The sequence below is a fragment of the Cytobacillus oceanisediminis 2691 genome (assembly GCF_000294775.2).
In the GTDB taxonomy this organism is placed as follows: domain Bacteria; phylum Bacillota; class Bacilli; order Bacillales; family Cytobacillaceae; genus Cytobacillus; species Cytobacillus pseudoceanisediminis.
In genome coordinates, this window is the sequence record NZ_CP015506.1 from 1,777,648 (window position 1) to 1,801,828 (window position 24,181).

Annotated in this window: 23 protein-coding genes; 21 read left to right on the plus strand and 2 right to left on the minus strand. The window is 40.9% G+C overall.

All coding sequences use genetic code 11. From position 1 onward, the window contains the following. Window positions 1-161: 161 nt before the first annotated feature. Both A361_RS09090 and A361_RS09095 read left to right on the plus strand, forming a co-directional pair. Entirely contained in the window at window positions 162-953 is a 792-nt protein-coding gene (locus A361_RS09090) for a patatin-like phospholipase family protein (protein WP_019381699.1), read from the plus strand. Continuing rightward, a complete protein-coding gene (locus tag A361_RS09095; RefSeq protein WP_009330918.1) occupies window positions 950-1,960 on the plus strand; it encodes a SepM family pheromone-processing serine protease in 1,011 nt (336 codons plus the stop codon). The genes A361_RS09090 and A361_RS09095 overlap by 4 nt, the downstream gene beginning before the upstream one ends. Before the next feature lie 115 nt (window positions 1,961-2,075). On the opposite strand, the gene A361_RS09100 is transcribed toward A361_RS09095, so the two are convergent. Then, on the minus strand, window positions 2,076-3,290 hold the full coding sequence (locus A361_RS09100; RefSeq protein WP_019381700.1) for a nucleotidyltransferase: 1,215 nt from the start codon (window positions 3,288-3,290) through the stop codon (window positions 2,076-2,078). Between the two features lie 202 nt (window positions 3,291-3,492). On the opposite strand from A361_RS09100, the gene A361_RS09105 reads away from it, so the two are divergent. The 4 genes from A361_RS09105 to A361_RS09120 all read left to right on the plus strand — a co-directional run bounded on the left by A361_RS09105 (window position 3,493) and on the right by A361_RS09120 (window position 5,976). Next, the gene (locus tag A361_RS09105) at window positions 3,493-4,017 is read left to right on the plus strand and encodes a YceD family protein (protein WP_009330916.1); all 525 of its coding nucleotides are present in this window, start codon (window positions 3,493-3,495) and stop codon (window positions 4,015-4,017) included. A 118-nt stretch (window positions 4,018-4,135) separates the two neighbouring features. Beyond that, a complete protein-coding gene (rpmF, locus tag A361_RS09110) occupies window positions 4,136-4,309 on the plus strand; it encodes a 50S ribosomal protein L32 (RefSeq protein WP_009791160.1) in 174 nt (57 codons plus the stop codon). Between the two features lie 141 nt (window positions 4,310-4,450). Beyond that, window positions 4,451-5,209 (plus strand): enoyl-CoA hydratase/isomerase family protein, encoded by a 759-nt coding sequence (locus A361_RS09115; protein ID WP_019381701.1) that lies wholly within the window; start codon window positions 4,451-4,453, stop codon window positions 5,207-5,209. A gap of 134 nt (window positions 5,210-5,343) precedes the next feature. After that, window positions 5,344-5,976: an RsfA family transcriptional regulator gene (locus A361_RS09120; RefSeq protein ID WP_019381702.1), complete on the plus strand. Its 633-nt coding sequence runs from the start codon at window positions 5,344-5,346 to the stop codon at window positions 5,974-5,976. 77 nt (window positions 5,977-6,053) lie between these two features. Here A361_RS09120 and A361_RS09125 read toward each other — a convergent pair whose 3' ends face one another. Next, window positions 6,054-6,527, minus strand: coding sequence for an N-acetyltransferase (locus A361_RS09125; protein WP_009330912.1), 474 nt, complete (start codon window positions 6,525-6,527; stop codon window positions 6,054-6,056). Window positions 6,528-6,790: 263 nt separating this feature from the next. Between A361_RS09125 and A361_RS09130 the strand changes: the two genes are divergently transcribed. The 15 genes from A361_RS09130 (at window position 6,791) to murD (ending at window position 24,155) form a co-directional block, all read left to right on the plus strand. Further along, window positions 6,791-8,134, plus strand: coding sequence for an acetyl-CoA carboxylase biotin carboxylase subunit (locus A361_RS09130; RefSeq protein WP_019381703.1), 1,344 nt, complete (start codon window positions 6,791-6,793; stop codon window positions 8,132-8,134). Window positions 8,135-8,149: 15 nt separating this feature from the next. After that, complete coding sequence (locus tag A361_RS09135; protein ID WP_009330910.1) at window positions 8,150-8,362, plus strand: acetyl-CoA carboxylase biotin carboxyl carrier protein subunit; 213 nt, start codon at window positions 8,150-8,152, stop codon at window positions 8,360-8,362. A gap of 105 nt (window positions 8,363-8,467) precedes the next feature. Next, window positions 8,468-10,009: an acyl-CoA carboxylase subunit beta gene (locus A361_RS09140; protein ID WP_019381704.1), complete on the plus strand. Its 1,542-nt coding sequence runs from the start codon at window positions 8,468-8,470 to the stop codon at window positions 10,007-10,009. 187 nt (window positions 10,010-10,196) lie between these two features. Beyond that, the gene (locus A361_RS09145; protein WP_019381705.1) at window positions 10,197-11,081 is read left to right on the plus strand and encodes a 2-dehydropantoate 2-reductase; all 885 of its coding nucleotides are present in this window, start codon (window positions 10,197-10,199) and stop codon (window positions 11,079-11,081) included. 24 nt (window positions 11,082-11,105) lie between these two features. Then, the gene (locus A361_RS09150; protein WP_009330907.1) at window positions 11,106-11,492 is read left to right on the plus strand and encodes a DUF3397 domain-containing protein; all 387 of its coding nucleotides are present in this window, start codon (window positions 11,106-11,108) and stop codon (window positions 11,490-11,492) included. Window positions 11,493-11,636: 144 nt separating this feature from the next. Then, on the plus strand, window positions 11,637-13,271 hold the full coding sequence (gene bshC / locus A361_RS09155; protein WP_019381707.1) for a bacillithiol biosynthesis cysteine-adding enzyme BshC: 1,635 nt from the start codon (window positions 11,637-11,639) through the stop codon (window positions 13,269-13,271). Between the two features lie 277 nt (window positions 13,272-13,548). Continuing rightward, window positions 13,549-13,980 (plus strand): division/cell wall cluster transcriptional repressor MraZ, encoded by a 432-nt coding sequence (mraZ, locus tag A361_RS09160; RefSeq protein ID WP_009330903.1) that lies wholly within the window; start codon window positions 13,549-13,551, stop codon window positions 13,978-13,980. Window positions 13,981-14,091: 111 nt separating this feature from the next. Further along, the gene (rsmH, locus tag A361_RS09165) at window positions 14,092-15,024 is read left to right on the plus strand and encodes a 16S rRNA (cytosine(1402)-N(4))-methyltransferase RsmH (protein WP_009330901.1); all 933 of its coding nucleotides are present in this window, start codon (window positions 14,092-14,094) and stop codon (window positions 15,022-15,024) included. A 54-nt stretch (window positions 15,025-15,078) separates the two neighbouring features. Then, entirely contained in the window at window positions 15,079-15,441 is a 363-nt protein-coding gene (ftsL, locus tag A361_RS09170) for a cell division protein FtsL (RefSeq protein ID WP_019381708.1), read from the plus strand. Continuing rightward, window positions 15,441-17,663, plus strand: coding sequence for a penicillin-binding protein (locus A361_RS09175; protein WP_019381709.1), 2,223 nt, complete (start codon window positions 15,441-15,443; stop codon window positions 17,661-17,663). Before ftsL ends, A361_RS09175 begins: the two co-directional genes overlap by 1 nt. A 97-nt stretch (window positions 17,664-17,760) precedes the next feature. Continuing rightward, on the plus strand, window positions 17,761-19,677 hold the full coding sequence (locus tag A361_RS09180) for a stage V sporulation protein D (RefSeq protein WP_009330892.1): 1,917 nt from the start codon (window positions 17,761-17,763) through the stop codon (window positions 19,675-19,677). Between the two features lie 236 nt (window positions 19,678-19,913). Beyond that, complete coding sequence (locus tag A361_RS09185; RefSeq protein WP_019381710.1) at window positions 19,914-21,374, plus strand: UDP-N-acetylmuramoyl-L-alanyl-D-glutamate--2,6-diaminopimelate ligase; 1,461 nt, start codon at window positions 19,914-19,916, stop codon at window positions 21,372-21,374. Between the two features lies 1 nt (window position 21,375). Next, entirely contained in the window at window positions 21,376-21,825 is a 450-nt protein-coding gene (locus tag A361_RS09190) for a hypothetical protein (protein WP_009330887.1), read from the plus strand. 2 nt (window positions 21,826-21,827) lie between these two features. After that, entirely contained in the window at window positions 21,828-22,802 is a 975-nt protein-coding gene (mraY, locus tag A361_RS09195) for a phospho-N-acetylmuramoyl-pentapeptide-transferase (protein WP_009330885.1), read from the plus strand. Next, the gene (gene murD, locus A361_RS09200) at window positions 22,803-24,155 is read left to right on the plus strand and encodes a UDP-N-acetylmuramoyl-L-alanine--D-glutamate ligase (RefSeq protein ID WP_009330883.1); all 1,353 of its coding nucleotides are present in this window, start codon (window positions 22,803-22,805) and stop codon (window positions 24,153-24,155) included. Window positions 24,156-24,181: the final 26 nt, after the last annotated feature.

The following is a 24,181-nucleotide window of genomic DNA, read 5'->3' on the forward strand; positions in this document are numbered from 1 at the left end:
TATACTCATAGAACTTTAAAATAGACCATAGAATTAGGTACAGGCATATTGTATTTTTCAGCTGAAGATTTTTATTGTATGCTCCTTTTGGAAATAAATAGAATAGAATAACTTGAAGGCAAAAGTTCTAATCGGCCATTGGCGTTTGAGGGGGGAGTCTTTTGCAGCGACCGAAAATAGGATTGGCACTTGGTTCGGGAGGAGCTCGGGGATTCGCTCACCTGGGTGCCATCAAGGTCTTGAAGGAAGCCGGCATACCGATTGATTATATTGCCGGCAGCAGCATGGGTGCCATGGTAGGCTGCTTTTATGGGGCCGGACTTGATGTTGATCGTTTATATAAACTTTCCAAAGCATTTAAAAGGAAGTATTATTTAGATTTCACGGTTCCTAAAATGGGTTTTGTTGCAGGGAAACGAGTAAAGGAACTGATCCGTATATTTACTCATGGAAAAAATCTTGAGGACCTCGATATTCCTGTCAATGTTGTGGCTACTGATTTAATGACTGGAGAAAAGGTTGTTTTTAAAAGCGGCCCCATTTCTGATGCTGTAAGGGCAAGCATTTCCATCCCAGGCATTTTTGTGCCTGAAAAATTAAACGGGCGCCTTTTAGTGGACGGAGGAGTAGTGGACAGGGTTCCTGTGTCTGTTGTTAAAGAAATGGGGGCTGATATTATCATCGCCATCGATGTCTCACATGTCAAAACGAATGCGGAAATCACTTCAATCTATGATGTTATTATGCAAAGTCTGGATATCATGCAGATGGAGCTGGTTACTCACCGGGAGATAGCTTCCGATTTTATGATCAGGCCCCGGGTGGAAATGTATAGCTCCCGTGCATTTACCAATATAGAAGAAATCATCAAAATCGGCGAAGAAGAAGCAAAAAAGCATATTGACAGTGTTCATCATTACATAACAAAGTGGAAGGAGCATCCCGACAGATGAGAAGCAAGTTTTATACCCGTTCCTTCTTGGTTTTGGCAGTTATTCTTCTGGTTAGTTCGTTTTATTATCTGCCTTATTATGTATCAAAGCCAGGTATGGCTAAAGAACTGGAACCAATTATTGAGGTCGAAAACGGCAATGAAGAACAAGGCAGCTTTATGCTTACGACTGTAAGAATGGGCCGGGCTAATATATATGCATACGCAGCTGCTAAATTCAGCAAGTATCAGGAACTATACCCTGTAGAAGAAATACGTTCCGAAAATGAAACAGAAGAAGAATATAATGTACGGCAGCTGCATCTGATGGCAACATCCAAATTGGCTGCTATTGAAACTGCCTATAAAAAAGCTGGCATACCTATTCATTATCATTATAATGGCGTATATGTCCTTAATGTGCTCCCTGATATGCCTGCTCACGGCAAACTGCAGGCTGGTGACCGCATCTTTAAAGTGGATGGCAAGGAGTTCAAATCCTCTGATGAATTTATCAGCATGGTCTCCAATAAACAGGAGGGCAGTGAAATAACATTAACCTTTGAACGCCAGGATAAGACTAAGGAAACCTCGATTCCTTTAAAGACACTCAAAGAAACAGGAAAGCCGGGAGTGGGAATTACCCTGGTTGATGACAAAGAAATAGAGGTTGAACCGGCAGTGAATATTGACAGTGAAGAAATTGGCGGCCCTTCCGCCGGGCTGATGTTTTCACTTGAAATTTACAATCAGCTTATAAAAGAAGATTTGACTGGAGGCTATAAAATAGCTGGAACCGGAACTATTAATTCGGAAGGTACAGTCGGAAGAATAGGCGGCATCGAGCAAAAAATTGTGGCCGCTGACAAAGCCGGAGCAGAAATCTTCCTTGCCCCTAATGAAAAAGGAGCAGAAGACTCCAATTACAAAGCCGCTGTTGCAACAGCCAGGGATATCAAGACTGATATGAAAATCGTTCCTGTGGAAACCTTTGATGATGCGGTTGAATATTTAAGGAGCCTGGATTAACAGGAGCTTGCACCAAGCATTGAACAGCCAGCGGCAATCAAGAAACCGCTGGCTGTTCATTATTATCTGCTGGCAAACTGCAGCTTTCAGTTTATAGAATTAAGGAGTTCATAATTTAATCAACCATAATAGGAGGCTGATTAAATTCCTTCTGCATTAGAGTACGGTCCCGACCACCATCTATACCCATTGCATATACCCGGGAAGCTTTAATATCCAGCTGCAGCTGCTGTGCAGCGTGTGAAGAAATTCTTGAAATCAGCGGCAGTTTTAATTCGAATTTATGCCTGTTTAAATACTTCCTGCCGTTCTTGGACATCCCCAGAAGATGCAGATAATCTGCTTTTAATGGTTTGTTGGGCATCTCTGACTTTTCTGTATTTGTAAGGATATGCACACATGCCCGCTGAAGTCTTGTCCAGGTGTAACGCTTAGTTTTAATCTTCTCCATAAACTGCTGAAAAGTTTGAGCCTGGAGTGCTGCTGATAAAAACCTATGCTCCAAGCCTTCTTCCATTTCATAAATGTCCCGTAACTTTTCCGGCTGTAGATGAACCAGTCGGAATTTTAAGAAGGGCCAATATTGTTCCCATTGGTGAAACCCGCCAAACTCTTTTTTATACTGAAGTAAACCTAGATATGTAGTTTCCGGAACATATTGGCGAATGGATTCAATCTCTCCATTCTTGGAAAAAAGTGCTTTTCTTATGCTTGTGGCACTTGCTATGGAATCAGAAGCAAATTGTTCGTCGTGGTATCCTGCGCTTTTTCTTGCAACTGTAAAAAGTTCCATGGATGAATATTGCCTTCGGGCTGACTTTAAATACTGAAAGCCAAGAATATTATTAGGTTTTGAAAGGTCTACCAATTCACCTTCAGGGTTCAGATCGAGGAATGCCATCGATGTTGCTTTGGGATAGCTGAAGCCAGCATCCAGATGCACTCTGACCCTTTCTTGATAGGCAGAATTATGTTCCTCAAGAAAAGATAAAGTTTGGTGAAAGCTTTCCATACTGCCGGATTCGCTTCCGAAGCAAAGGCTCCTGCAGCCGGCTGCTTCCAGAATGGATACAGCTCCGCTTGCAAAAATATCTGCCTGCTGAACAGCAAACTGGTATGGAAGCTCAAATACAATATCTGCACCCGCTCTTAATGCCATTTCAGCACGTTTCCATTTGGAAACTAATGCAGGTTCCCCCCTCTGGAGAAAGTTGCCGCTCATGACAGCTATAATGGTTTCTGCACCTGAAACTTTTTTTGCCTGCTCCAAATGAAAAGCATGGCCGTTATGAAAAGGATTATATTCTACAATTACACCTGTTGCATTCATATTGACATACTCCTCGAAAAGGTTTAAAAAGATATGTAATGGAAAAAGTATTAAGAAACAAAATCTTTAAATCCTGCAAAATTTTTTTTACTGAAGAAGCCTTCAATAGTAGGATATTAGCTACATTATAGTGTAAAGAAAAAATATTGACAAATAATTATAGGAAGGCTATAATTACCTTTGTTGCCTTGGGGTGATTCGTATGAAATGGACTTTAAGTCAGTTACAAAAATATCGAAGCAAGGATTTTCCCATTGATGAAACTGTCAATGTTGATGAGGTCATGAAATTGAATCCGGAAATACGCGGTGCATCACCAATGCATGTGACGGGCCGTACGGATATTGATTCTGCCAAAGTGACTTTTCATTTAAATATAAAGGGTCATTTAATATTACCTTGTTCTCGTACTTTAGTTGACGTAAATTATCCAATTAATGTTGAAACAACTGAAACTTTCCTTTTAAAAGGTCTTGATTATGAGACTGAAGAGGAGGTTCACCAGGTAAAAGGGGATGTGATTGATTTAAATCCGATCCTTCATGAGATCCTTTTACTCGAAGTCCCAATGCAAGTTTTCTGCGAAGACAGCAGTGAAGAAGGAGCTCCTCAATCCGGTAAGGATTGGGAGGTCATTCAGGAGCAGGATAAACAGGATAAAGTAGATCCTCGTCTTGCCGGACTTGCTCAATTTTTTGATCAGAATGATCCTTCTTCCGATTCATAACGGAAGAAAAACAAGAAGCACTTGAAGACACCAGCTTGCTCTGGCCTTCATAACTTTCTTAATGGGTGTGTCCAATTCCTATGGACATCCTCTAATACTCTTTAAGGAGGTGGGAAGAATGGCTGTACCTTTTAGAAGAACATCTAAAACTGCGAAGAGAAAACGTCGTACCCATTTTAAATTACAGGTTCCTGGTATGGTAGAATGCCCAAACTGTGGTGAAATGAAACTTGCTCACCGCGTTTGCAAAGCTTGCGGAACTTACAAAGGAAAAGAAGTAGTAAACGACTAATCCTTTAGATATAAAGCACAAGAACTTAGTTCTTGTGCTTTTGTCGTTTTTAGGCAGTGATTTTGCCTCATCAATAAGTACCTGTCTATGTATATTTTTGCTAATATTATAAATAGTTTAACCAATTACAAGGAGGCAGCCATGAACCCTTACATAATTGAAGAATTCGAGAATGGACTTTTAGTATTTAAGATTAACAGGCCTGAAAAAAGGAATGCCATAAGCTATGAAGTTATGGATGGCCTGGAGAACGCACTTCATAAAGCAGGTAAGAAATCAGTTAAGGCACTTGCGATTACAGGAGAGGGAAACCAGGCTTTTTGCTCGGGAGGTGATCTATCTTCCTTTCACAGCTTAAAAACGGAAGATGAAGCTTTTGGAATGCTAAGCAGAATGGCTGGTCTTTTAAAAGATATACTATTCTTGCCAAAACCAACTATTGCCATATTGAATGGAACAGCTGTCGGCGGTGGCTGTGAGCTTGCTGCTGCATGTGATTACCGGATTGCCAATGCAGGAATTAAAGCCGGTTTTATCCAGGGAACTTTAGCCATAACAACCGGCTGGGGCGGCGGTTCCATCATTATGGAAAAGATGCTTCCTGCCAATGCCATGAGAATGCTGATGGAAGCAAAATTATATTCTGATGGAGAATTAAAAGAATTAGGCTTCATACATTCTGTCTTTGAAGGGAATCCAATCGACGGGTGCAAGAGCTTTCTGGAAAGAATGCTTAAGCTTGAGAGTGAGGTTTTGGAAGCTTATAAAGACCTTCTTGTAAAAAAGTGGGCTGCAGCTGGCTTAGAAGAGAGAATTGATCAAGAAGTGCGTCGCTGTTCGGTTTTATGGGAGGGAGAAGCGCACCATAATAAAGTTGACAGTTTCCTGAATAAGCCTTAAGCATATCCTTCCAAAATTAGAAAAAACCATTAATTTCCTGGGGATGAATAAAGTTACACTTTATAATACGATATCAGTCTATCTTTTCTAGCATTGGCATATGTATAAAGAAAAACACTAGGAGGGATACACTGATGTCTTCAACCCGTCAGGATGCTTGGTCTCAAGATGAGGATTTACTGCTTGCAGAAATCGTACTCCGTCATATTCGTGAAGGAGGAACTCAGCTTCAGGCATTTGAAGAAGTTGGCAAACAGTTAAGCAGAACCGCGGCTGCCTGCGGATTTCGCTGGAATTCCTTTGTAAGAAAGCAATATACATCAGGAATTGAACTGGCAAAAAAGCAGAGGAAAGAAATGAAGAAAAGTCCGCAGGCTGTGGAAGTGGAACAAGAGCTTCCAGCTGTTCCAGAGGAAAATGCGGAAAAAAGAAATGAAAACTCAGTTCAGTCAATTAAAAGGACTATCGAGTTTGAGGAATTAGCCTCTTTCCTGAAAGAGTTATATGAAAAAGCTCAGAAGCCTGCTGTCTCAGAAGATCCTTATCCTAAAAAACGCATTCAGGAGCTTGAGAAGCAAATGTACTACCTGGCAGCGGAAAATGAAAAATTAATTAAAGAATTGAATACAATGGAGCAGGATTACAAAGCTCTGGTAGAAATTATGGAAAGTGCAAGAAAGCTTGTCGGGCTCAAAGACGGCACCCGCCACAAAAACTTGAATTTTACTGTGAATCCCGATATAAAGCCTGAGAAGGTGGAGAAATAGATGTAGCGAAAATAAATAGAAATAAGCGGACTGCAATAGTCCGCTTATTTAATGACTTAGTAGTAGTAGACAGCATCTTAATGGGTTTGTTCTTTAACTCCTGCCGGGAACCAGGCCAGCGGATTCTCTCCCAGGTCGCGTTCCATATCATAATTGACGGGTTCAAATCCCATTTTCTCCCAGAAAACTTTCGATTTTACTCGTGGATTTGTTTTAATAGGAAGTCCAAATCCTTTGGCAAATTCTACAAGTTTCTGGCCGTAGCCTTTGTTTTGATAGTCAGGCAGGACTTCAAGCTTCCATAACTCCAGATAATCCTGTGCGGGATCGAAATATCGATCGAATCTTGCTTCTATCTGATAAAGGCTCATACGTGCTACAAGTTTATCCCCGAAATAAATGCCGTAGAAAGGCGACTCGCTGTCATTTTCAATAATATTAGCTTCAAGGTCTTCGAGCATGGATAGCTCCTGCAGTCCATACTCTTTGAATTTCTTAAACTCTTCCAGTGTTTTATAATTTACTTTTAATTTTTCAACTTTATAGTTCATAAAATCTCCCCCTTAGCCATCGATGTATAGGAATTCTGCAGATGTAACCGCTTTATAATGCCTTCCTAATAGTTGAAAGGTTTTTTCTATGTCTATTATTATATAACAAGTAAACAAAAAATTCTGCACATATGAAAAACTTAATATATTTTTAGTTTTTTTATAAAAATCAGAAAGCGTTTACAAAAACAGAAGGAAATAGGCAGAAGATTGTAGAAATATATATTATTGCAGGATTACTACAATGAGAAAGGGGACCGATTGTGCGAAAAATTCTGATTGCCAACAGGGGAGAAATTGCTTTAAGGATAATTAAAACCTGCCGTGAAATGGAAATTGAGACTGTTGCCATATATTCTGATGCAGACAAAGATCTGCCATTTGTTAAAGAAGCTACATATGCTTTCCGTATTGGTGAACCGCCTGTTAATAAATCTTATTTAAAGACAGAGGCCATTTTGGAAATTGCAAAGAGGGAAAATGTAGATGGAATTCATCCGGGATATGGTTTTTTATCAGAAAACGCCGTCTTTGCAAGAGCCGTAATTAATGCGGGTATTGCTTTTATTGGACCAGATCCTGAAACCATTGAATTGATGGGGGATAAAATTGTATCCCGCAATACTATGAAGGAAGCGGGAGTGCCGGTTGTCCCAGGAAGCGGAGAGGGAACATCCAATCTTGAGGAAGCATGCAGGCTTGCGGATTCTATGGGCTATCCAGTCATGCTGAAGGCCAGTGGGGGAGGCGGAGGTATTGGAATGGTGCGCTGTGAAAATGAGCAAGCGCTCGCTAAGTCTTTCGACTCCACAAAAGCGCGTGCCAAAGCCTATTTTGGATCTGATGAAGTATTTATTGAAAAATATATAGAAAATGCCAGACATGTCGAAATACAAGTGTTTGGTGACCATCATGGGAATATCGTACATTTATTTGAAAGAGATTGCTCTATTCAGAGGAGACATCAGAAAGTAGTAGAGGAATCACCGTCACCTTTCCTTTCAGAGCAAACAAAACAAAAGATGTATGAAACGGCTTTGACTGCTGCCAAAGCAGTCAATTATAAAAATGCCGGAACAATTGAATTTATTGTGGATGAGCAGGAGAACTTTTATTTTCTTGAAATGAACACAAGACTTCAGGTTGAACATCCCGTAACTGAACAAGTAACTGGGCTGGATCTTGTAGAATGGCAGCTGCTTGCAGCAAGAGGAGAAAAGCTGCCGCTGCAGCAAAATAGCATCAAGCAGGCTGGCCATTCAATTGAATTTAGGCTGTATGCTGAGGATCCTGTAAGCTTTATGCCTTCTCCAGGCAAATTGTCTAAATTTGAATGGAAAGATACCCCAGGAATACGCGTTGATTATGGATATGCTTCAAATACGGCAGTCAGCCCATTTTATGATCCAATGATTGCAAAATGCATTATATATGGCCAATCAAGGGATGAAGCGATAGAAAATGCCTTACAATTCTTTGAGGAACTGGGAATTGAAGGCATTAAAACAAATGCACCGTTATTTAAAGAAATATTAAAAGACGAAGATTTCCGTAAAGGGAATTATTCTACATCATTTCTAGCAAAGAAGGCTTTTGCCGTTAACTAAAAGGAGGAAAATACAATGAAAGAAATTACATCATCAATGGCAGGTACTGTATTAAATGTTTTGGTTGAAGCGGGTCAGGAGGTTAATGCAGGCCAGGAAGTATTAATGCTTGAATCCATGAAAATGGAGATTCCAGTTGAAAGCGAAGCTGCTGGAAAAGTAGCTGAAGTGAAGGTAAGCATAGGAGATTTTGTTAACGAAGGCGATGTGCTAATCGTATTCGAATAAGAAGGCTGAGACCGGAAATCCAATACAGGTGGCTGATGCTGAGTACCGTGCAGCAATAAGCAAGTATAACGAAGAATGGGAAATTTATATTTTAGGAGGATGGGAATGACCACTGCAAAGACATTAACAGAGACGCTGCAGGAAAGAAGCAGGGTAATAGAAGCTGGCGGACATCCAAAATATCATGAAAAGAATGAAGCCCAAAATAAGCTCTTTGTCAGAAGACGGCTTGAACTCCTGTTTGATGACGGATTCTATGAGGAAGATGGCAAGTTTGCGAACTGTCAGGAAAGTGATCTTCCGGCAGACGGGGTTGTAACAGCAGTTGGCAGGGTAAATGGCCAGACCGTTTGTGTAATGGCTAATGATTCCACAGTAAAAGCCGGTTCCTGGGGTGCGAGGACGGTTGAAAAGATTATCCGTATACAGGAAACGGCGGAGAAATTAAAAGTTCCGATCCTTTACCTGGTTGACTCTGCCGGTGCCCGTATTACGGATCAGCTTGATATGTTCCCGAATAGACGAGGAGCAGGGAGAATTTTTTATAACCAGGTAAAACTTTCAGGCATGGTACCGCAGATATGTCTGCTTTTTGGACCTTCTGCTGCTGGCGGAGCTTATATACCTGCGTTTTGTGATATTGTTATTATGGTAGATCAAAATGCATCTATGTATCTGGGTTCACCAAGAATGGCAGAAAAGGTTATTGGGGAGAAGGTTACCCTTGAAGAAATGGGCGGTGCCCGCATGCATTGTTCTGTCAGCGGCTGTGGCGATTTGCTTGCATATAGTGAGGAAGAGGCCATTGATTCAGCAAGAAGATATTTGGCTTACTTTCCTGCAAGTTTTAAAGAAAAACCAGTGAAGCTCGAGGCGGTAATGCCCAAATCCGGCCGCAGCCTCGAAGAAATTATCCCTAAAAATCAAAATGCCCCATTTGATATGTATGAGTGTATTGATTCCTTAATTGATGAAGGCAGCTTTTTTGAAATTAAGAAACTTTTTGCAGGGGAACTCATTACGGGACTTGCCCGGATTGGGGGGAATCCTGTAGGGATTATTGCCAACCAGCCAAAGGTTAAAGGCGGGGTATTATTTGTGGATTCTGCTGATAAAGCAGCGAAATTTATTCAGCTTTGTGATGCTTTCCATATTCCGCTATTATTCCTTGCAGATGTCCCTGGATTTATGATTGGGACTAAGGTGGAAAGAGCAGGGATTATCCGGCATGGTGCAAAGCTTATTGCTGCGATGAGTTCTGCAACAGTGCCGAAAATTTCAGTTGTCGTCAGAAAAGCATATGGAGCCGGGTTGTATGCAATGGCTGGACCAGCGTTTGAACCTGATTGCTGTATCGCCCTGCCTACAGCACAAATCGCAGTTATGGGTCCTGAAGCAGCAGTAAATGCGGTTTATTCCAATAAAATCAATGCGATTGAAGATCCGAAAGAAAAGATTAAATATGTTCAGGAAAAACAGCAGGAATATAAAGAAACAATTGATATCTACAAACTTGCCTCTGAATTAATTGTTGACGATATTGTTGCACCTTCAGAATTAAGAAATGTTTTAATTAACCGTTTTAACCTGTATGAGACTAAAGAATTGACATTCAGCATCCGCAAACATCCGGTTTATCCAGTTTAATACTTTATCCTTTTAAAAATCCCTTTTTCGATCTTCGAAAAAGGGATTTTTTTAAAGGATTTAGCTGATGAAAAATGGAATAAAGAAAATAAATATTGGAATTAGTAATTAAAACATTCCAATTTACCCATGAATTTATCTTATTTTGTTAAAATATGCTTAAAAAGTAAAAATGGTGGAGTCTGTTATGAAAATAGCTATTATCGGTGGAGGCGCCATTGGCCTTCTGTTTGCCCATTATTTAAATGAAAATCATGAAGTGCGTGTTTATATTAGAAACAGTACTCAATTGCAAAAGCTGCGCAAAAAAGGACTTACAACTGAGAGAAAAGGCATTCGCAGCAATGCCCCCTTAAAGGCATTCCATTTCAAAGAATGGAAGGGAGAAGAGGATTTAACAATCATTGCTGTTAAGCAATACAGCATTCCTGAAGTTGTAAAGGACTTAATGGAAATGAATACTGGCAAGTGTGGATCATATTTGTTTTTGCAAAATGGCATGGGGCATTTGAAATGGGCTGAAATGCTTGAAGCGGAAAATATTTATGTGGGCAGTGTAGAGCATGGTGCTTTAAAGTCAGAGCCTGACACAGTGCTGCATACTGGAATTGGGGTAACCAAAGTGGCTGCTTTAAAGGGAGATGTGGAACTTTTATTGAAAATATCCGATTCGGCATCTTGTTATTTTCCTTTTATATTTGCCGAGAATCACATAGAAATGCTAATTGAAAAATTAATCGTAAACTGTGTTATAAATCCGCTTACAGCAGTTCTCCGTGTGAGAAATGGTGAACTCTTAGCTAATAAATATTATTATCAGTTATTTTTGAGGTTGTTTGACGAGGTAAGTGGCATATTAGGCATTCCTGATAAAGCAGGTGCATTAACCCATGTAAAAAGTGTCTGTGAGGAAACAGGGATGAACAGATCTTCAATGCTTAAGGATATCGAAGAAGGCAGAGAAACAGAGATAGATGCTATTTTAGGATATATCCTTGAGGAAGCTGAAAAGAAGAAGATGTCTGCTCCATATTCTGAAAGTCTTTATTGTCAGATCAAAGGCAGGGAGTAAAAAGGGGGAAATGAGTTGAATACTGTGTTCTCAAGCCTAATTGCAACATTGGTGACCATACCGCTGCTCGGATATCTGGCTGTTTTTATTATCAGCAAACAAATCACTAAAAAACACAAAAGATCTGTACATATTGCCCTGGATGTCAGCACATTATTTTTTATTCTGGCGGTTCACTATTTAATTGTCGTAATCTGGGATAAATCCTATCTATGGATGATAGTCCTATCACTGCTGATTACAGCGGTCACTTTTATTATCATGCATTGGAGAATTAAGCAGGAAATCAATCTGCGTGCCTTATTCAAAGGGTTCTGGAGATTCAATTTTTTACTTTATTTCACCGCTTATATAGTTCTAATGTTAATTGGGCTTGTTCAAAGGGTAACTTCTGTTGTCTTCATTCCATAAGTAAAGCAGGTCCGGAATATAATTATTTTACCTCTAGAATTAAAGCATTTAGGTAAGCAAAGTTTTTTTCTTTTCATTTAAGACAATGCTATACTCATAAGATGAAAATTAAAATTGATCAGCTATGAGAAAGGAAGTTCATTAATGGAGATTCTTAATCTCTCATTGCCGGCAACAAACCGGTTTGCAACAGATTATATTGCACAAACAGAAGAAATTATGCAGTTTTTTCACTATCGTTATAATTCCGACTCTGATTATAAAGCACGGTTAGCTGAACTGAAGGGCCGGTCGTTTATGAGAAATGAACTTTCTGAATATATTGGAGAGTTTATGGATCAATTCCCTGCTTCCCCGGCTGTTCATGACTCACTAAATAAGCTGAAGCAAGAAGATAGTGCCGTGATTATCGGAGGGCAGCAGGCAGGTATTTTGACGGGACCCCTATATACTATACATAAAATCATCTCAATCATAAATCTTGCAAAACAGCAGGAAAGTAAGCTGGGAATCCCTGTTGTTCCGGTATTCTGGATTGCGGGGGAGGATCATGATTATCAGGAAGTAAATCATATTTTCATCGAGAAGAATAATAAAATGGAAAAAATGACTTATCCTGAAAAAGTTTTAGAGAAGAAGATGGTTTCAAATATCCCTTTGAACCGTGAAAAATGCAGGGCATGGGTGGAAGACATCATTGAGACTTTCGGAGAGACGGAACATACAAAAGACCTTCTTTTGAGTTTAGAAGGAATTATTATGCATTCACAAACCTATGTGGAGTTCTTTGCCGGCATTATTATGCATTTATTTAAAGAAACAGGGCTTCTTCTGGTTGATTCAGGTGACCAAAAGCTTCGCAGACTTGAAAGCAGCATTTTTGGCAAACAGATCAAAGGTTTTGAAGATATCACAAAGCGTGTGAAAAGCCAGCAGCAAAACTTGGAGAATGCCGGGTTTCCAAATGCTATTGACTTAAGTGAAAATGCTGCAAACCTATTTTATTATGATGAAAAGCATAAAGAAAGAATACTTTTGGAGTTCAATCAGGAAAAAAAGGTATTTACCGGTAGGGAACAAACTCACGAGTTCTCAATGAATGAGCTCCTGGAGATTTCAGAAAATCATCCCGAACGACTAAGCAATAATGTGGTGACAAGGCCTATCACACAGGAATGCCTGTTTCCGGTTCTTTCCTTTATAGCCGGTCCTGGCGAAATTGCCTATTGGGCTGAACTAAAAATGGCATTTGAATGGTTTGGAATGAAAATGCCTCCGATTATGCCCCGTTTAAATATCACTATCTTAGAACGTTCTGTGGAAAGTGATTTGAGAGAATTAGGACTTGATTTGCAGGGCGTGCTTGAATCAGGCACGAAAGCAGAGAAAGATGAGTATCTGAGGAGTATTAAAAATGAAAGCATAGAAGCCCAATTCCAAAAAACAAAAGCTCAAGTAAAACAAAACTATGAGCTAATCGAAGAACTTACAATGAAAGAGGTTCACGCCCTTCTTCCTATGTTAAAGAAAAATGAAGATCTTTTAATAAGGCAGATAGATTTCATGGAGAATAAAATCCAGAAGTCCATCCAGCAAAAACATGAAGTAATCATTATGAAATATGAAAAAGCTGAAAACTCACTGAGGCCGGGTGGAGTTCCTCAGGAGAGAGTTTGGAATGTTCTCTATTACCTTAATAAATATGGGATGAATTTCCTTGAAGAATTGATTGAGTACTCCTTTCATTTCGATGGGACACACAAAGTCATAAAAATTTAATATTCGCCATTATTCTTCGGACCTTTTCCATACGGATGAGGTCTTTTTTTTGATGAAAAAAGATGAAATCCCTTTATATCCTGACTATTCCCCAGCGTGAAAATCTGTGAAAAGCATAGTAAAGAATTTAAAGAAAATGTAATAAAAAGACGAACGGAAAATGGGGGAATACCTTATGGGAAGCAGGATTTTATATGAAGTGGTAGAATAATTAAAAACATGTGGAGGAAAGTGGGGGATTGTGGTACATTTGAGTTAGAAAGTGGGTGCAGTGGGTATGTTCATGGGTGAGTTCCATCACAACGTTGATAATAAAGGCCGTCTCATCGTGCCATCCAAATTTCGTGATAACTTGGGTGAAACATTTGTTTTGACACGCGGACTTGATCAATGTTTGTTTGGCTACCCCATGGATGAGTGGAGGCAGCTTGAAGAAAAATTAAAGGGCCTTCCGCTTACCAAAAAAGATGCCCGTGCATTTACCCGTTTTTTCTTTTCAGGTGCCACTGAATGTGAAATTGATAAACAAGGAAGAATAAATATTGCTTCCCCTCTTCTGCAATATGCAAAATTGGAAAAAGAATGTGTAGTGCTGGGCGTTTCCAATCGGATCGAGATATGGAGCAAAAATCTTTGGGAAGATTATTTTGCAGAATCAGAGGAATCTTTTGCTGATATTGCGGAAAACATGATTGGGTTTGATATATAATGGGAATGTTTTAGTAATATAATTTCCCATGATACAAAGATATTTGTTTAGCTCCAGGTGCCATTAATGCATCTCGTGCTTCTCGGATTGGAAAGGTGGATTCATACAACAATGTTTGAACATACAACAGTACTATTAAAAGAAACAGTAGAAGGCTTAAATATCCATCCTGATGGAGTGTATGTGGATTGTACGCTGGGCGGTGCAGGCCACAGCGAATTAATTCTTTCCCAGCTGTCTGAAAAGGGAAAGCTGTATGCATTTGACCAGGATGACACAGCGATTGCTCACGCAAAAGAAAAACTGGCTGAATATGGTGACAGAATTACGATCATCAAAAGTAATTTCAAGTATCTTCAGGAAGAGCTTGCAAACCTGGGTGTGTCAAAAGTAGATGGTGTTTTATATGACCTTGGCGTTTCATCACCTCAATTGGATACACCTGAAAGAGGTTTCAGCTATCATAATGATGCCCCGCTTGATATGAGAATGGATACAGGCGCTGACATTTCCGCTTATGACGTAGTAAACAGATGGGAATATGGTGAACTTGTGAAAATCTTCTTCAGATACGGAGAAGAGAAATTCTCGAAGCAAATTGCGAGGAAGATTGAAGCGGCCAGGGAAGTTTCCCCGATAGAAACAACAGGCCAGCTGGTTGAGCTGATTAAAGAGGCAATACCTGCTCCTGCCAGACGAAAAGGCGGGCATCCCGCCAAGCGTGTATTTCAGGCCATTAGAATAGCTGTTAATGATGAACTTGGTGTATTTGAGGATTCTCTTCACCAGGCTATTGACATATTAAATCCCAATGGAAGAATCAGCGTGATCACGTTTCATTCACTGGAGGATCGGATTTGTAAAGCGGCATTTAAAAAAGCCAGTGAAACACCAAATCTTCCTCCCGGCCTCCCGATTATTCCAGATGAATATAAACCAATCTTAAAGCTCATTAACAGAAAGCCGATTCTGCCTTCAGAAGAAGAGCTGGAACACAATAATCGGGCAAGGTCCGCTAAACTGAGAATAGCAGAGAAGCTTTAAGGGATTACGAATACTCATGTAGAGAATAAATAAAAAATTTACAGGAGGGGAATTATGAGCAATTTAGCCCGAAAAATTCAAGAAGAAAAACAATTTGATATCCAAACCCAGCCCGTTCCAGCTCCCAAGAAATTATCAAAAAAGTCATGGCTTTCCCCCGGGGAAAAAATACTGGGACTTGCTTTCACTGGCATTGTTTGTTTTGGTGCTGTACAAATGGTTTCAAACCAGGCAGCCATATACGAAGTGAATAAAGAAATTCAGCAAACAGAAGAAGCAATCCAAACGCAGAATAAAGTGAATACAGATCTCAAAATGCAAGTGGGCGAATTAAGTACATACGAGCGCATTAAAGAAAAAGCTGAGGAAATGGGACTTAAATTCAGCGGAAATAATGTCAAGGTAGTGGAAGATTAATGAAGAAACAGCCAAATATCAATTTTGGAGCAGCGATATTATTTTTAATATTCAGCCTGCTCTTTTTTGTATTAATTTTCCGCTTTGTTTCCATTCAGGTTACAGGGGAAGCAGCGGGACATGCACTTGCGGCAAAAGCTCAGCAAAAATATGAACGTGAAAAGACAATTCAAGCCAAAAGGGGTACTATCTATGACCGCAATGGTGAAGTCATTGCCGAGGATACTATTTCCTACAAGCTTGTAGCAATCCTTGACAAAAGTATGAAGCCGGATTATGTGAAAGACCCTGAAAAAACAGCAGCGGCGCTTTCGAAAGCAATCGATCTGGAAGAGTCGGAGATATATAGAATCTTAACGAAGAAAACAGAAAAAGGGGACCCGCCATTCCAGGTTGAATTTGGTAAAGAAGGGCGCGATCTTCCGTTAAAGACAAAAAGAGAAATTGAAGATATGAATTTACCGGGAATTACATTCATAACTGATTCCAAACGGTTCTACCCAAATGGCGTCTTCGCCTCGCATTTAGTCGGATATGTTGAAAAGAAAAAATCGAAGACGAATAAGACCGATACAGTAGGGATGCTGGGTCTTGAACAGAGTTTGAATGATGTGCTTACAGGAAAAGATGGAAAGTTCAGCTATGAAAGCGATATATGGGGCTATCTCCTTCCAAATGGAGATCAAAAAATCCAGCCGGCTCAAAATGGCAAAGATGTGTATTTGACAATCGATAAGAAAATCCAGACTTTCCTCGAAGATTCCATGAATAAAGTAGACGAAGAGTATAAGCCGAAAAAGATGGTTGCTGTTGTCGCGGATGCCAAAACGGGTGAGATTTTGGCAATGGGACAGAGGCCATCCTTCCACCCGAAAACAAAGGAAGGCATTGAAGAGACGTGGCATAATGAAGTGATCGAAAACTCATTTGAGCCCGGCTCAACTATGAAGATCTTTACTTTGGCTGCAGCCATTGAGGAGGGAGAATTTGATCCGAATGAATGGTATAAATCAGGAAGTTATAAAGTAACAGAAAATTCACCGGCTATACGCGACCATAACCAGGGACGGGGCTGGGGGTCCATTACTTACCTTGAAGGCGTTCAGCGTTCGTCGAACGTGGCTTTCGCGAAAATAGTTAAAGAGAAGCTTGGTTATGAAAAATACAGGGAATATATAACAAAGTTTGGATTTGAAAATCCAACTGGAATTGACCTGCCGAATGAAACAGGCGGAAAAATAGCTTACGAGTGGCCGCTTGATAAGGTAACTACCGGATTCGGGCAAGGTTCTGCCATTACGCCGATTCAGCAGGTACAGGCAGCTACTGCCATTGCAAATGACGGCAAAATGATGAAGCCTCATGTGATCAGCAGTATTGTTGATGGTGATAAAAATGAAGTATTAAAAAAAACAAAGCCGGAAGTGAAGGGGAATCCAGTTTCAGCAGAAACGGCCAAGAAAACAAGGGATATCCTGGAAACGGTTGTGTCTTCTGAAAACGGAACGGGTTACAAAAGGTATAATATTGAGGGCTACAAGGTTGCCGGAAAAACGGGGACTGCCCAAATCCCTGACCCAAATGGCGGAGGATATTTAACTGGGCATGAAAATTTTATCTTCTCCTTTTTAGGCATGGCGCCAAAAGATGATCCTGAACTGATCATCTATGTAGCTGTCCAGCAGCCGGATATTGACCTGAGTACAAACGGTGCAGAGCCGGTTTCCAAGATTTTTACACCGGTTATGAAAAGCAGTCTTCAATATTTAAATATCGAGCCGGCAAAGGAACTGAAGGCGAACTCTGAACAGGCACCTGAAGTGGAAGGGAAAACAGTTGAGGAAGCAAAAGCAGAATTGAAAAAGTCCGGTTTTGAAGCTATTGTACTGGGAAAGGGAAGCAAGGTTGAAAGACAGGTCCCTGGAAATATGTACAATTTGCTGGAAGGAGAACGAGTAATCTTAAAGACTGAAGGCGATTTAACAGTGCCCGATATGAATGGATGGTCGCTGAGGGACGTTATGAAGGTGGCAAAGCTTGCTGACTTAAAGCTGAATACTGTAGGAAGCGGATATGTGGTGAAGCAAAATCTGAAGGCTGGTTCTGCACTCAGGGAAGGTGACTATTTAATCGTCGAACTTGAGCCGCCTGCAGAGAAATATAATGAGGAAAATGCACAATCAGAAGAGCAGCAGGAAGAAGAGGAAGCAGTGCTGGATTAAATTAGAACGTACTGCCGGATGAGCGGCAGTGCGTTCTATTCATTTATGTACAAGCATATATTGGAACGAGCCATAATCTAAGGAGGTTCGTCCGTACATGCGTGTTTCAAATGTAACCGTTCGAAAACGGCTGACTGTAGCGTTGTTTGTTGGTATTCTCGTTTTTTTTATTATTGATTTGCGTCTTGGATATGTTCAATTCTTTCTGGGGAATTTGCTTACAGATGGTGCAAAGGAACTATGGAGCAGAGACATCCCTTTCGAACCGGAAAGAGGAGAAATCGTCGACCGCAACGGTATTCCACTGGCTACGAATGTCAGTGCTCCAACTGTCTATGTTGTACCCAGGCAAATAAAAGATCCTGCTGATGCTGCAGAGAAATTGGCTGCGGTGCTGAATATGTCAAAAGAAAAAGCTTACCAGCTGATCACCAAAAGAGAATCAAGTGTGAAAATCCCTGAAGGCCGAAAAATTTCCCATGAAAAAGCGAAAGAAATCCGTGCACTGGAAATTGAAGGCATATACATTGGTGAAGATTCAAAACGCCATTACCCTTTCGGGAATTATCTCTCACATGTTTTGGGGTTTTCGGGAATTGATAATCAGGGTCTTATGGGGCTGGAATTATATTATGATGAAGAACTAAAAGGAAAAAAAGGATCTGTTAAGTTTTATGCGAATGCAAAGGGAGAACGGATGAACGATATGGCGGATGACTACAAGCCGCCGGTTGATGGTATGGATTTAAAGCTCACTATCGATTCCAAGATTCAGACAATCGTAGAAAGGGAGCTTGATATTGCTCAGGCTGAATACAACCCTGATGGAATAATAGCAATTGCCATGAATCCAAATAACGGGGAAGTTCTTGCCATGGCCAGCAGGCCTGATTTTGACCCTGCGAATTTTAGGAATGTACCCCCGGAAATTTACAACCGCAACCTGCCAATCTGGAGTACATACGAGCCTGGTTCTACATTCAAAATCATCACTCTGGCAGCTGCGTTAGAAGAGGGCAAGGTAGACTTGGAAAAGGATCATTTTCATGATCCGGGATCTGTTGAAGTTGGCGGTGCAAGACTAAGATGCTGGAAAAAGGGCGGCCATGGCAGCCAGACTTATTTGGAAGTAGTTCAGAATTCCTGTAACCCTGGTTTTGTAGAGCTCGGTGAGCGATTAGGCAAAGATAAACTGTTTAAATACATCCGCGACTTTGGATTCGGAGAAAAGACCGGTATCGACCTGCAGGGCGAAGGGAAAGGGATTCTATTTAATCTCGACCGGGTTGGCCCAGTTGAGCAGGCAACTACTGCTTTTGGACAGGGAGTTTCTGTGACTCCGATTCAGCAGGTAGCAGCCATTTCGGCTGCCGTTAATGGGGGAACATTATATACCCCTTATATAGCCAAAGAGCTTATTAATCCGGCTACCGGGGAAATATTAATGAAAAAATCACCTGATGCAAAGAGAAAAGTAATATCAAAGGAAACATCAGATGAAATCCGAAAAGCGCTTGAATCAGTTGTGGCAAAAGGGTCGGGGAAAAAGGCCTTTGTAGACGGGTACCGTGTAGGCGGTAAAACTGGAACTGCACAAAAAGCGCAAAACGGCCGTTACCTGGAAAATAACCATATTGTATCATTTATAGGATTCGCACCTGCAGATGATCCGCAGCTTGTTGTTTATGTGGCTGTGGATAATCCAAAAGGAACTATTCAATTTGGCGGGGTAGTTGCTGCTCCAATTGTCGGAGAGATCATGGGGGACAGCTTGCGGGCGATGGGTGTAAAGCCGCGGAAAAATCAAATTGAAAAAGAACTGACATGGATGGATTCACCAATGATTGAAGTTCCTGATATGGTCGGCCTGACAAAGAAGGATCTGGGTGAGCTCTACCTTAACCTGAAAATTGATGCGAGCGGCACAGGAAATACAGTGGTCAAGCAAACGCCTCAGCCTGGCATCAAGTTAAAGGAAGGTTCAACGATCCGGCTGTATTTTGACGACAAATAAGAATAGGACTGAGGGCGGCATTATCCTGCGCCGCCTGAATTTTTTTGTTTGTAAGGAAACTGCAACATACTTTCAGGGTTTGGGTTCTATATATTAAATAGCTAAAAAAGCAATTATCATGTACAATATATATCGCCATCATATAGAATGTTAGTTTGAGAACTTAGAAATGAATATGACAAGAGGCAGTAAAAAAGGATTAGATTGTTCTGTTTAACACGAGAGGATTGGTAGACATGGAATTACATAAATTGCTGCGATTTTTGCAGCCATATATGACTTTTAAAGGGGAAAACCCGGAAATTACAGCGATTGTTAACGATAACCGGAAAGTTACACCTGGAAGTCTGTTTGTTTGTATTGAGGGCTATACGGTGGATGGCCACGATTTTGCGGCTTCTGCTGCCAAAAAAGGTGCAGCAGCAGTCATTGCCCAAAGAGAATTGGATTTGGATATCCCGGTTATAGTGGTAAAGAATACAAAACGGGCCATGGCTGTGCTGGCTGATGCTTTTTATGGACAGCCGAGCAAGCAGCTTCATTTAATTGGCATAACAGGAACCAATGGCAAAACAACAACAAGCCATTTAATAGAGAAGATCCTTGCTGATGCAGGAAGGAAAACCGGCTTAATTGGCACGATGTATACGAAGATTGCCGATGAAACCTTTGAAGTGAAAAATACCACTCCTGAAAGTTTGACTCTGCAAAGCACATTTAGAAAAATGGCAGATGCAGGTGTAGATTCAGCCGTAATGGAAGTGTCTTCACATGCACTTGATGAAGGACGCATTCATGGGTGTGATTTTAATATAGCCGTATTTACAAACCTGACTCAGGATCATCTGGATTATCACAAAACAATGGATGAATACAGGAGAGCAAAAGGGCTGCTTTTTGCCCAGCTCGGAAGCTCCTATAATCATGAAGAGCCGAAATATGCCATTTTAAACTCAGATGACCCTGCTTCTGCAGAATATGAAAAATCGACGGCAGCTCATGTCATTTCCTATGGAATTGATCAGGAAGCTGACCTTCGGGCAATTAATATTCAGATGACTTCTGGCGGGACAGAATTTGACTTAATCTCTCCATTTGGAAAGCATAAAGTTTCTCTGAAAATGATAGGCAAATTCAGCATCTATAATGTCCTTGCCAGCATAGGTGCAGGGATCGCTTCAGGGATATCAATCTCGCAAATCATCAAATCTGCTGAAGAAGTTAAAGGCGTAGCAGGCAGATTTGAAACCGTAGATGCAGGTCAGGATTTTTCTGTGATTGTTGATTATTCACATACTCCTGACAGCCTGAAAAATGCTTTGGAAACGGTAAAGCAATTTGCCCTGAAACGCATTTTTACCATCGTGGGATGCGGAGGAGACAGGGACAGATCCAAGCGGCCGCTAATGGCTGAAATTGCATGCCAGTACAGTACAGACCCAATCTTTACTTCTGATAATCCCCGAAGTGAAGACCCAATCCAAATCCTTAGGGATATGGAAGAGGGAGTAAAAGGTGAAAGTTATAAAACAATCGCCGATCGAAAAGAGGCCATTCACTATGCCGTGAAAAATGCCAGTAAAGGAGACGTTATTTTAATAGCTGGCAAGGGCCATGAGACATATCAGCAGGTAGGGAACCAGGTTTTCGACTTTGATGACCGTCTTGTCGCAAAAGAGGCTATAGAGGAGCGATAAAATGTATTTGATGTATCGGGATTTAGCGGTATTGTTTCCGTCCGTAAAAGGGATAAAGGATAATGAGCTTGAATTTCATACGGTCGCTTCCTCCTCTTCCGCTCTGCAGCCAAAAGGAATTTATATTCCTTTTGGAGAGGCCGGAAATCTGAAAGAAGCTATAGAAAATGGGGCTGTTGCTGCTCTCTGGCATGAGAATGCAGAGACGCCGGCATATACCCCTAATCATTTCCCTATTTTTTATACTAACGACTTAACGAAAGGCTTAAAGGACATCATGAAATTATATATAGAAAAATTAAACAAATCAGAAGAAAAGATGAACACAACTAATTTCCTTATTTCAGGTGAAAAAAGTCTTAAAGAAAACGAAGCAACATATGATATTGCTGTGATGGCTGAAAGATTAGCGGAAGCTGCAGGAAATGCCAAGCGGGAAAGGAGGGGATAAGTATGATGGAGCAAGTTATTTTTTTCACAATATTGGCAGGCTTTTTAATAACTGTTTTGCTGTCTCCCATTTTTATTCCCTTCCTGAGAAGACTGAAATTCGGGCAGAGCATCCGTGAAGAAGGCCCTAAATCCCATCAGAAAAAGACAGGTACCCCGACAATGGGCGGAATCATGATTCTTCTTTCTGTTACGGTGACCACTTTGCTTATGACCGGGAAATTTTCAGGGCCTACTGTAGAAACTTATTTGCTGCTGCTGGTTACCCTGGGCTTTGGACTCCTCGGTTTTCTTGATGACTTTATTAAAGTAGTATTAAAGCGCAACTTAGGCCTGACTTCAAAGCAAAAGCTGCTGGGCCAAATCATTATTTCTGTTATTTTTTATTTTGTTTTCAAGCAAAATGATTTTTCAACAGAAGTGCATATTCCGCTGACAGACATTTCGATTGATTTGGGCTGGTGGTATGTTTTATTTATTATTTTCTGGCTGGTCGGATTCTCGAATGCTGTCAATCTGACAGATGGACTTGATGGTCTTGTTTCAGGAACTGCTGCAATCGCTTTTGGAGCATTTGCAGTACTGGCATGGAATCAATCCCAATTTGAAGTTTCCATTTTTTCTGTAGCTGTAGTGGGAGCGGTATTGGGTTTCCTTGTCTTTAATGCCCACCCTGCAAAGGTGTTTATGGGAGATACAGGATCACTGGCTTTGGGAGGGGCTATTGCGACCATAGCCATCTTGACAAAACTTGAAATCATCCTGATTATTATCGGCGGTGTTTTTGTTATTGAAACATTATCTGTTATTTTACAGGTGGCATCTTTTAAGACCACCGGGAAGCGGATCTTCCGTATGAGCCCGCTCCATCATCATTATGAATTGGTGGGCTGGTCAGAATGGCGTGTTGTCGTTACATTCTGGACCGTAGGCCTATTATTTGCAATCTTAGGAATCTATATTGAGGTGTGGGTGTAAGTGAAAGAAGTCAATCGCTATCGACATAAAAAAATATTAGTACTGGGTCTGGCCAAAAGCGGAGTGAGTGCAGCTTCCCTTTTACATAAGCTTGGAGCATTTGTAACTGTTAACGATTTTAAGCCTCTTGCGGAAAATCCTGAAGCTCAAGGACTGCTTGAACAAGGGATTACGGTTATATGCGGGGGCCATCCAATTGAACTTCTGGAAGAGGGGTTCGAGCTGATTGTAAAAAATCCGGGTATTCCTTACCATAATCCAATGATAAAAGGAGCTCTTGAAAAGGGCATACCGGTCATTACAGAGGTGGAGCTTGCCTTTCAGGTCTCTGAAGCTCCTTTTATTGCGATTACAGGTACCAATGGAAAAACCACCACAACTACTCTTGTGTTTGAAATGCTTCAGGCAGGAAGCAAAATGCCGCTGATAGCAGGAAATATTGGAACAGTAGCTTCCGAGGTTGCCCAGAATGCTGCAGAAGAAAATAATATCGTGATTGAGCTTTCATCGTTTCAGCTGATGGGTATTCAGGATTTCAGGCCGAGAATCGCCATTTTAACAAATTTATATGATGCCCATTTGGATTATCATGGTACTAGAGAAGAGTATCATGCAGCCAAAGCCAATATTACGATGAATCAGACTGAAAAGGATTATTTCATAGTCAATGCCGATCAAGATAAAGTAATGGAAGCCGCTGCACGGTCAGAGGCGAAAATAATACCTTTTTCAACCTCCAGAGTCCTGTCTGAAGGGGCATATGTCAAAGATGGCTGGATTTATTTTAATGATGAACAAGTGATGAAAAGAAAAGATGTTTCATTGCCGGGAGAGCACAATCTTGAGAATATCCTGTCCTCAGTGGCTGCTGCCAAGCTGACCGGTGTCGGGAATGAAGCCATTAGCCAAGTTCTAAGTTCGTTTACCGGAGTCAAACACCGCCTGCAGTATGTAGGCGAATACCAGAGCAGGAAATTTTATAATGATTCTAAAGCAACGAACATTTTAGCAACGAAGAATGCAGTGTCAGCATTTGATCAGCCTGTCATTCTTCTTGCAGGCGGTCTTGACCGCGGAAATGGCTTTGATGAACTCATCCCATCTCTCAAAAAGGTAAAAGCTCTTGTAACCTTTGGACAAACAGCTGAAAAGATTGAAAATGCAGCGATGGAAGCGGGAATAAAAACAATTGAGCGTGTCGATAATGTTGAAAAAGCCGTACCTGCCGCCTTTAAGCTTTCAGAGCCAGGAGATGTGATTCTGCTTTCTCCTGCTTGTGCAAGCTGGGACCAATATAAAACTTTTGAGGTTCGGGGAGACATGTTTATAGATGCGGTGCATAAGCTTAATTAAGGGCTTGTCTGCGGGACTATGGGAAC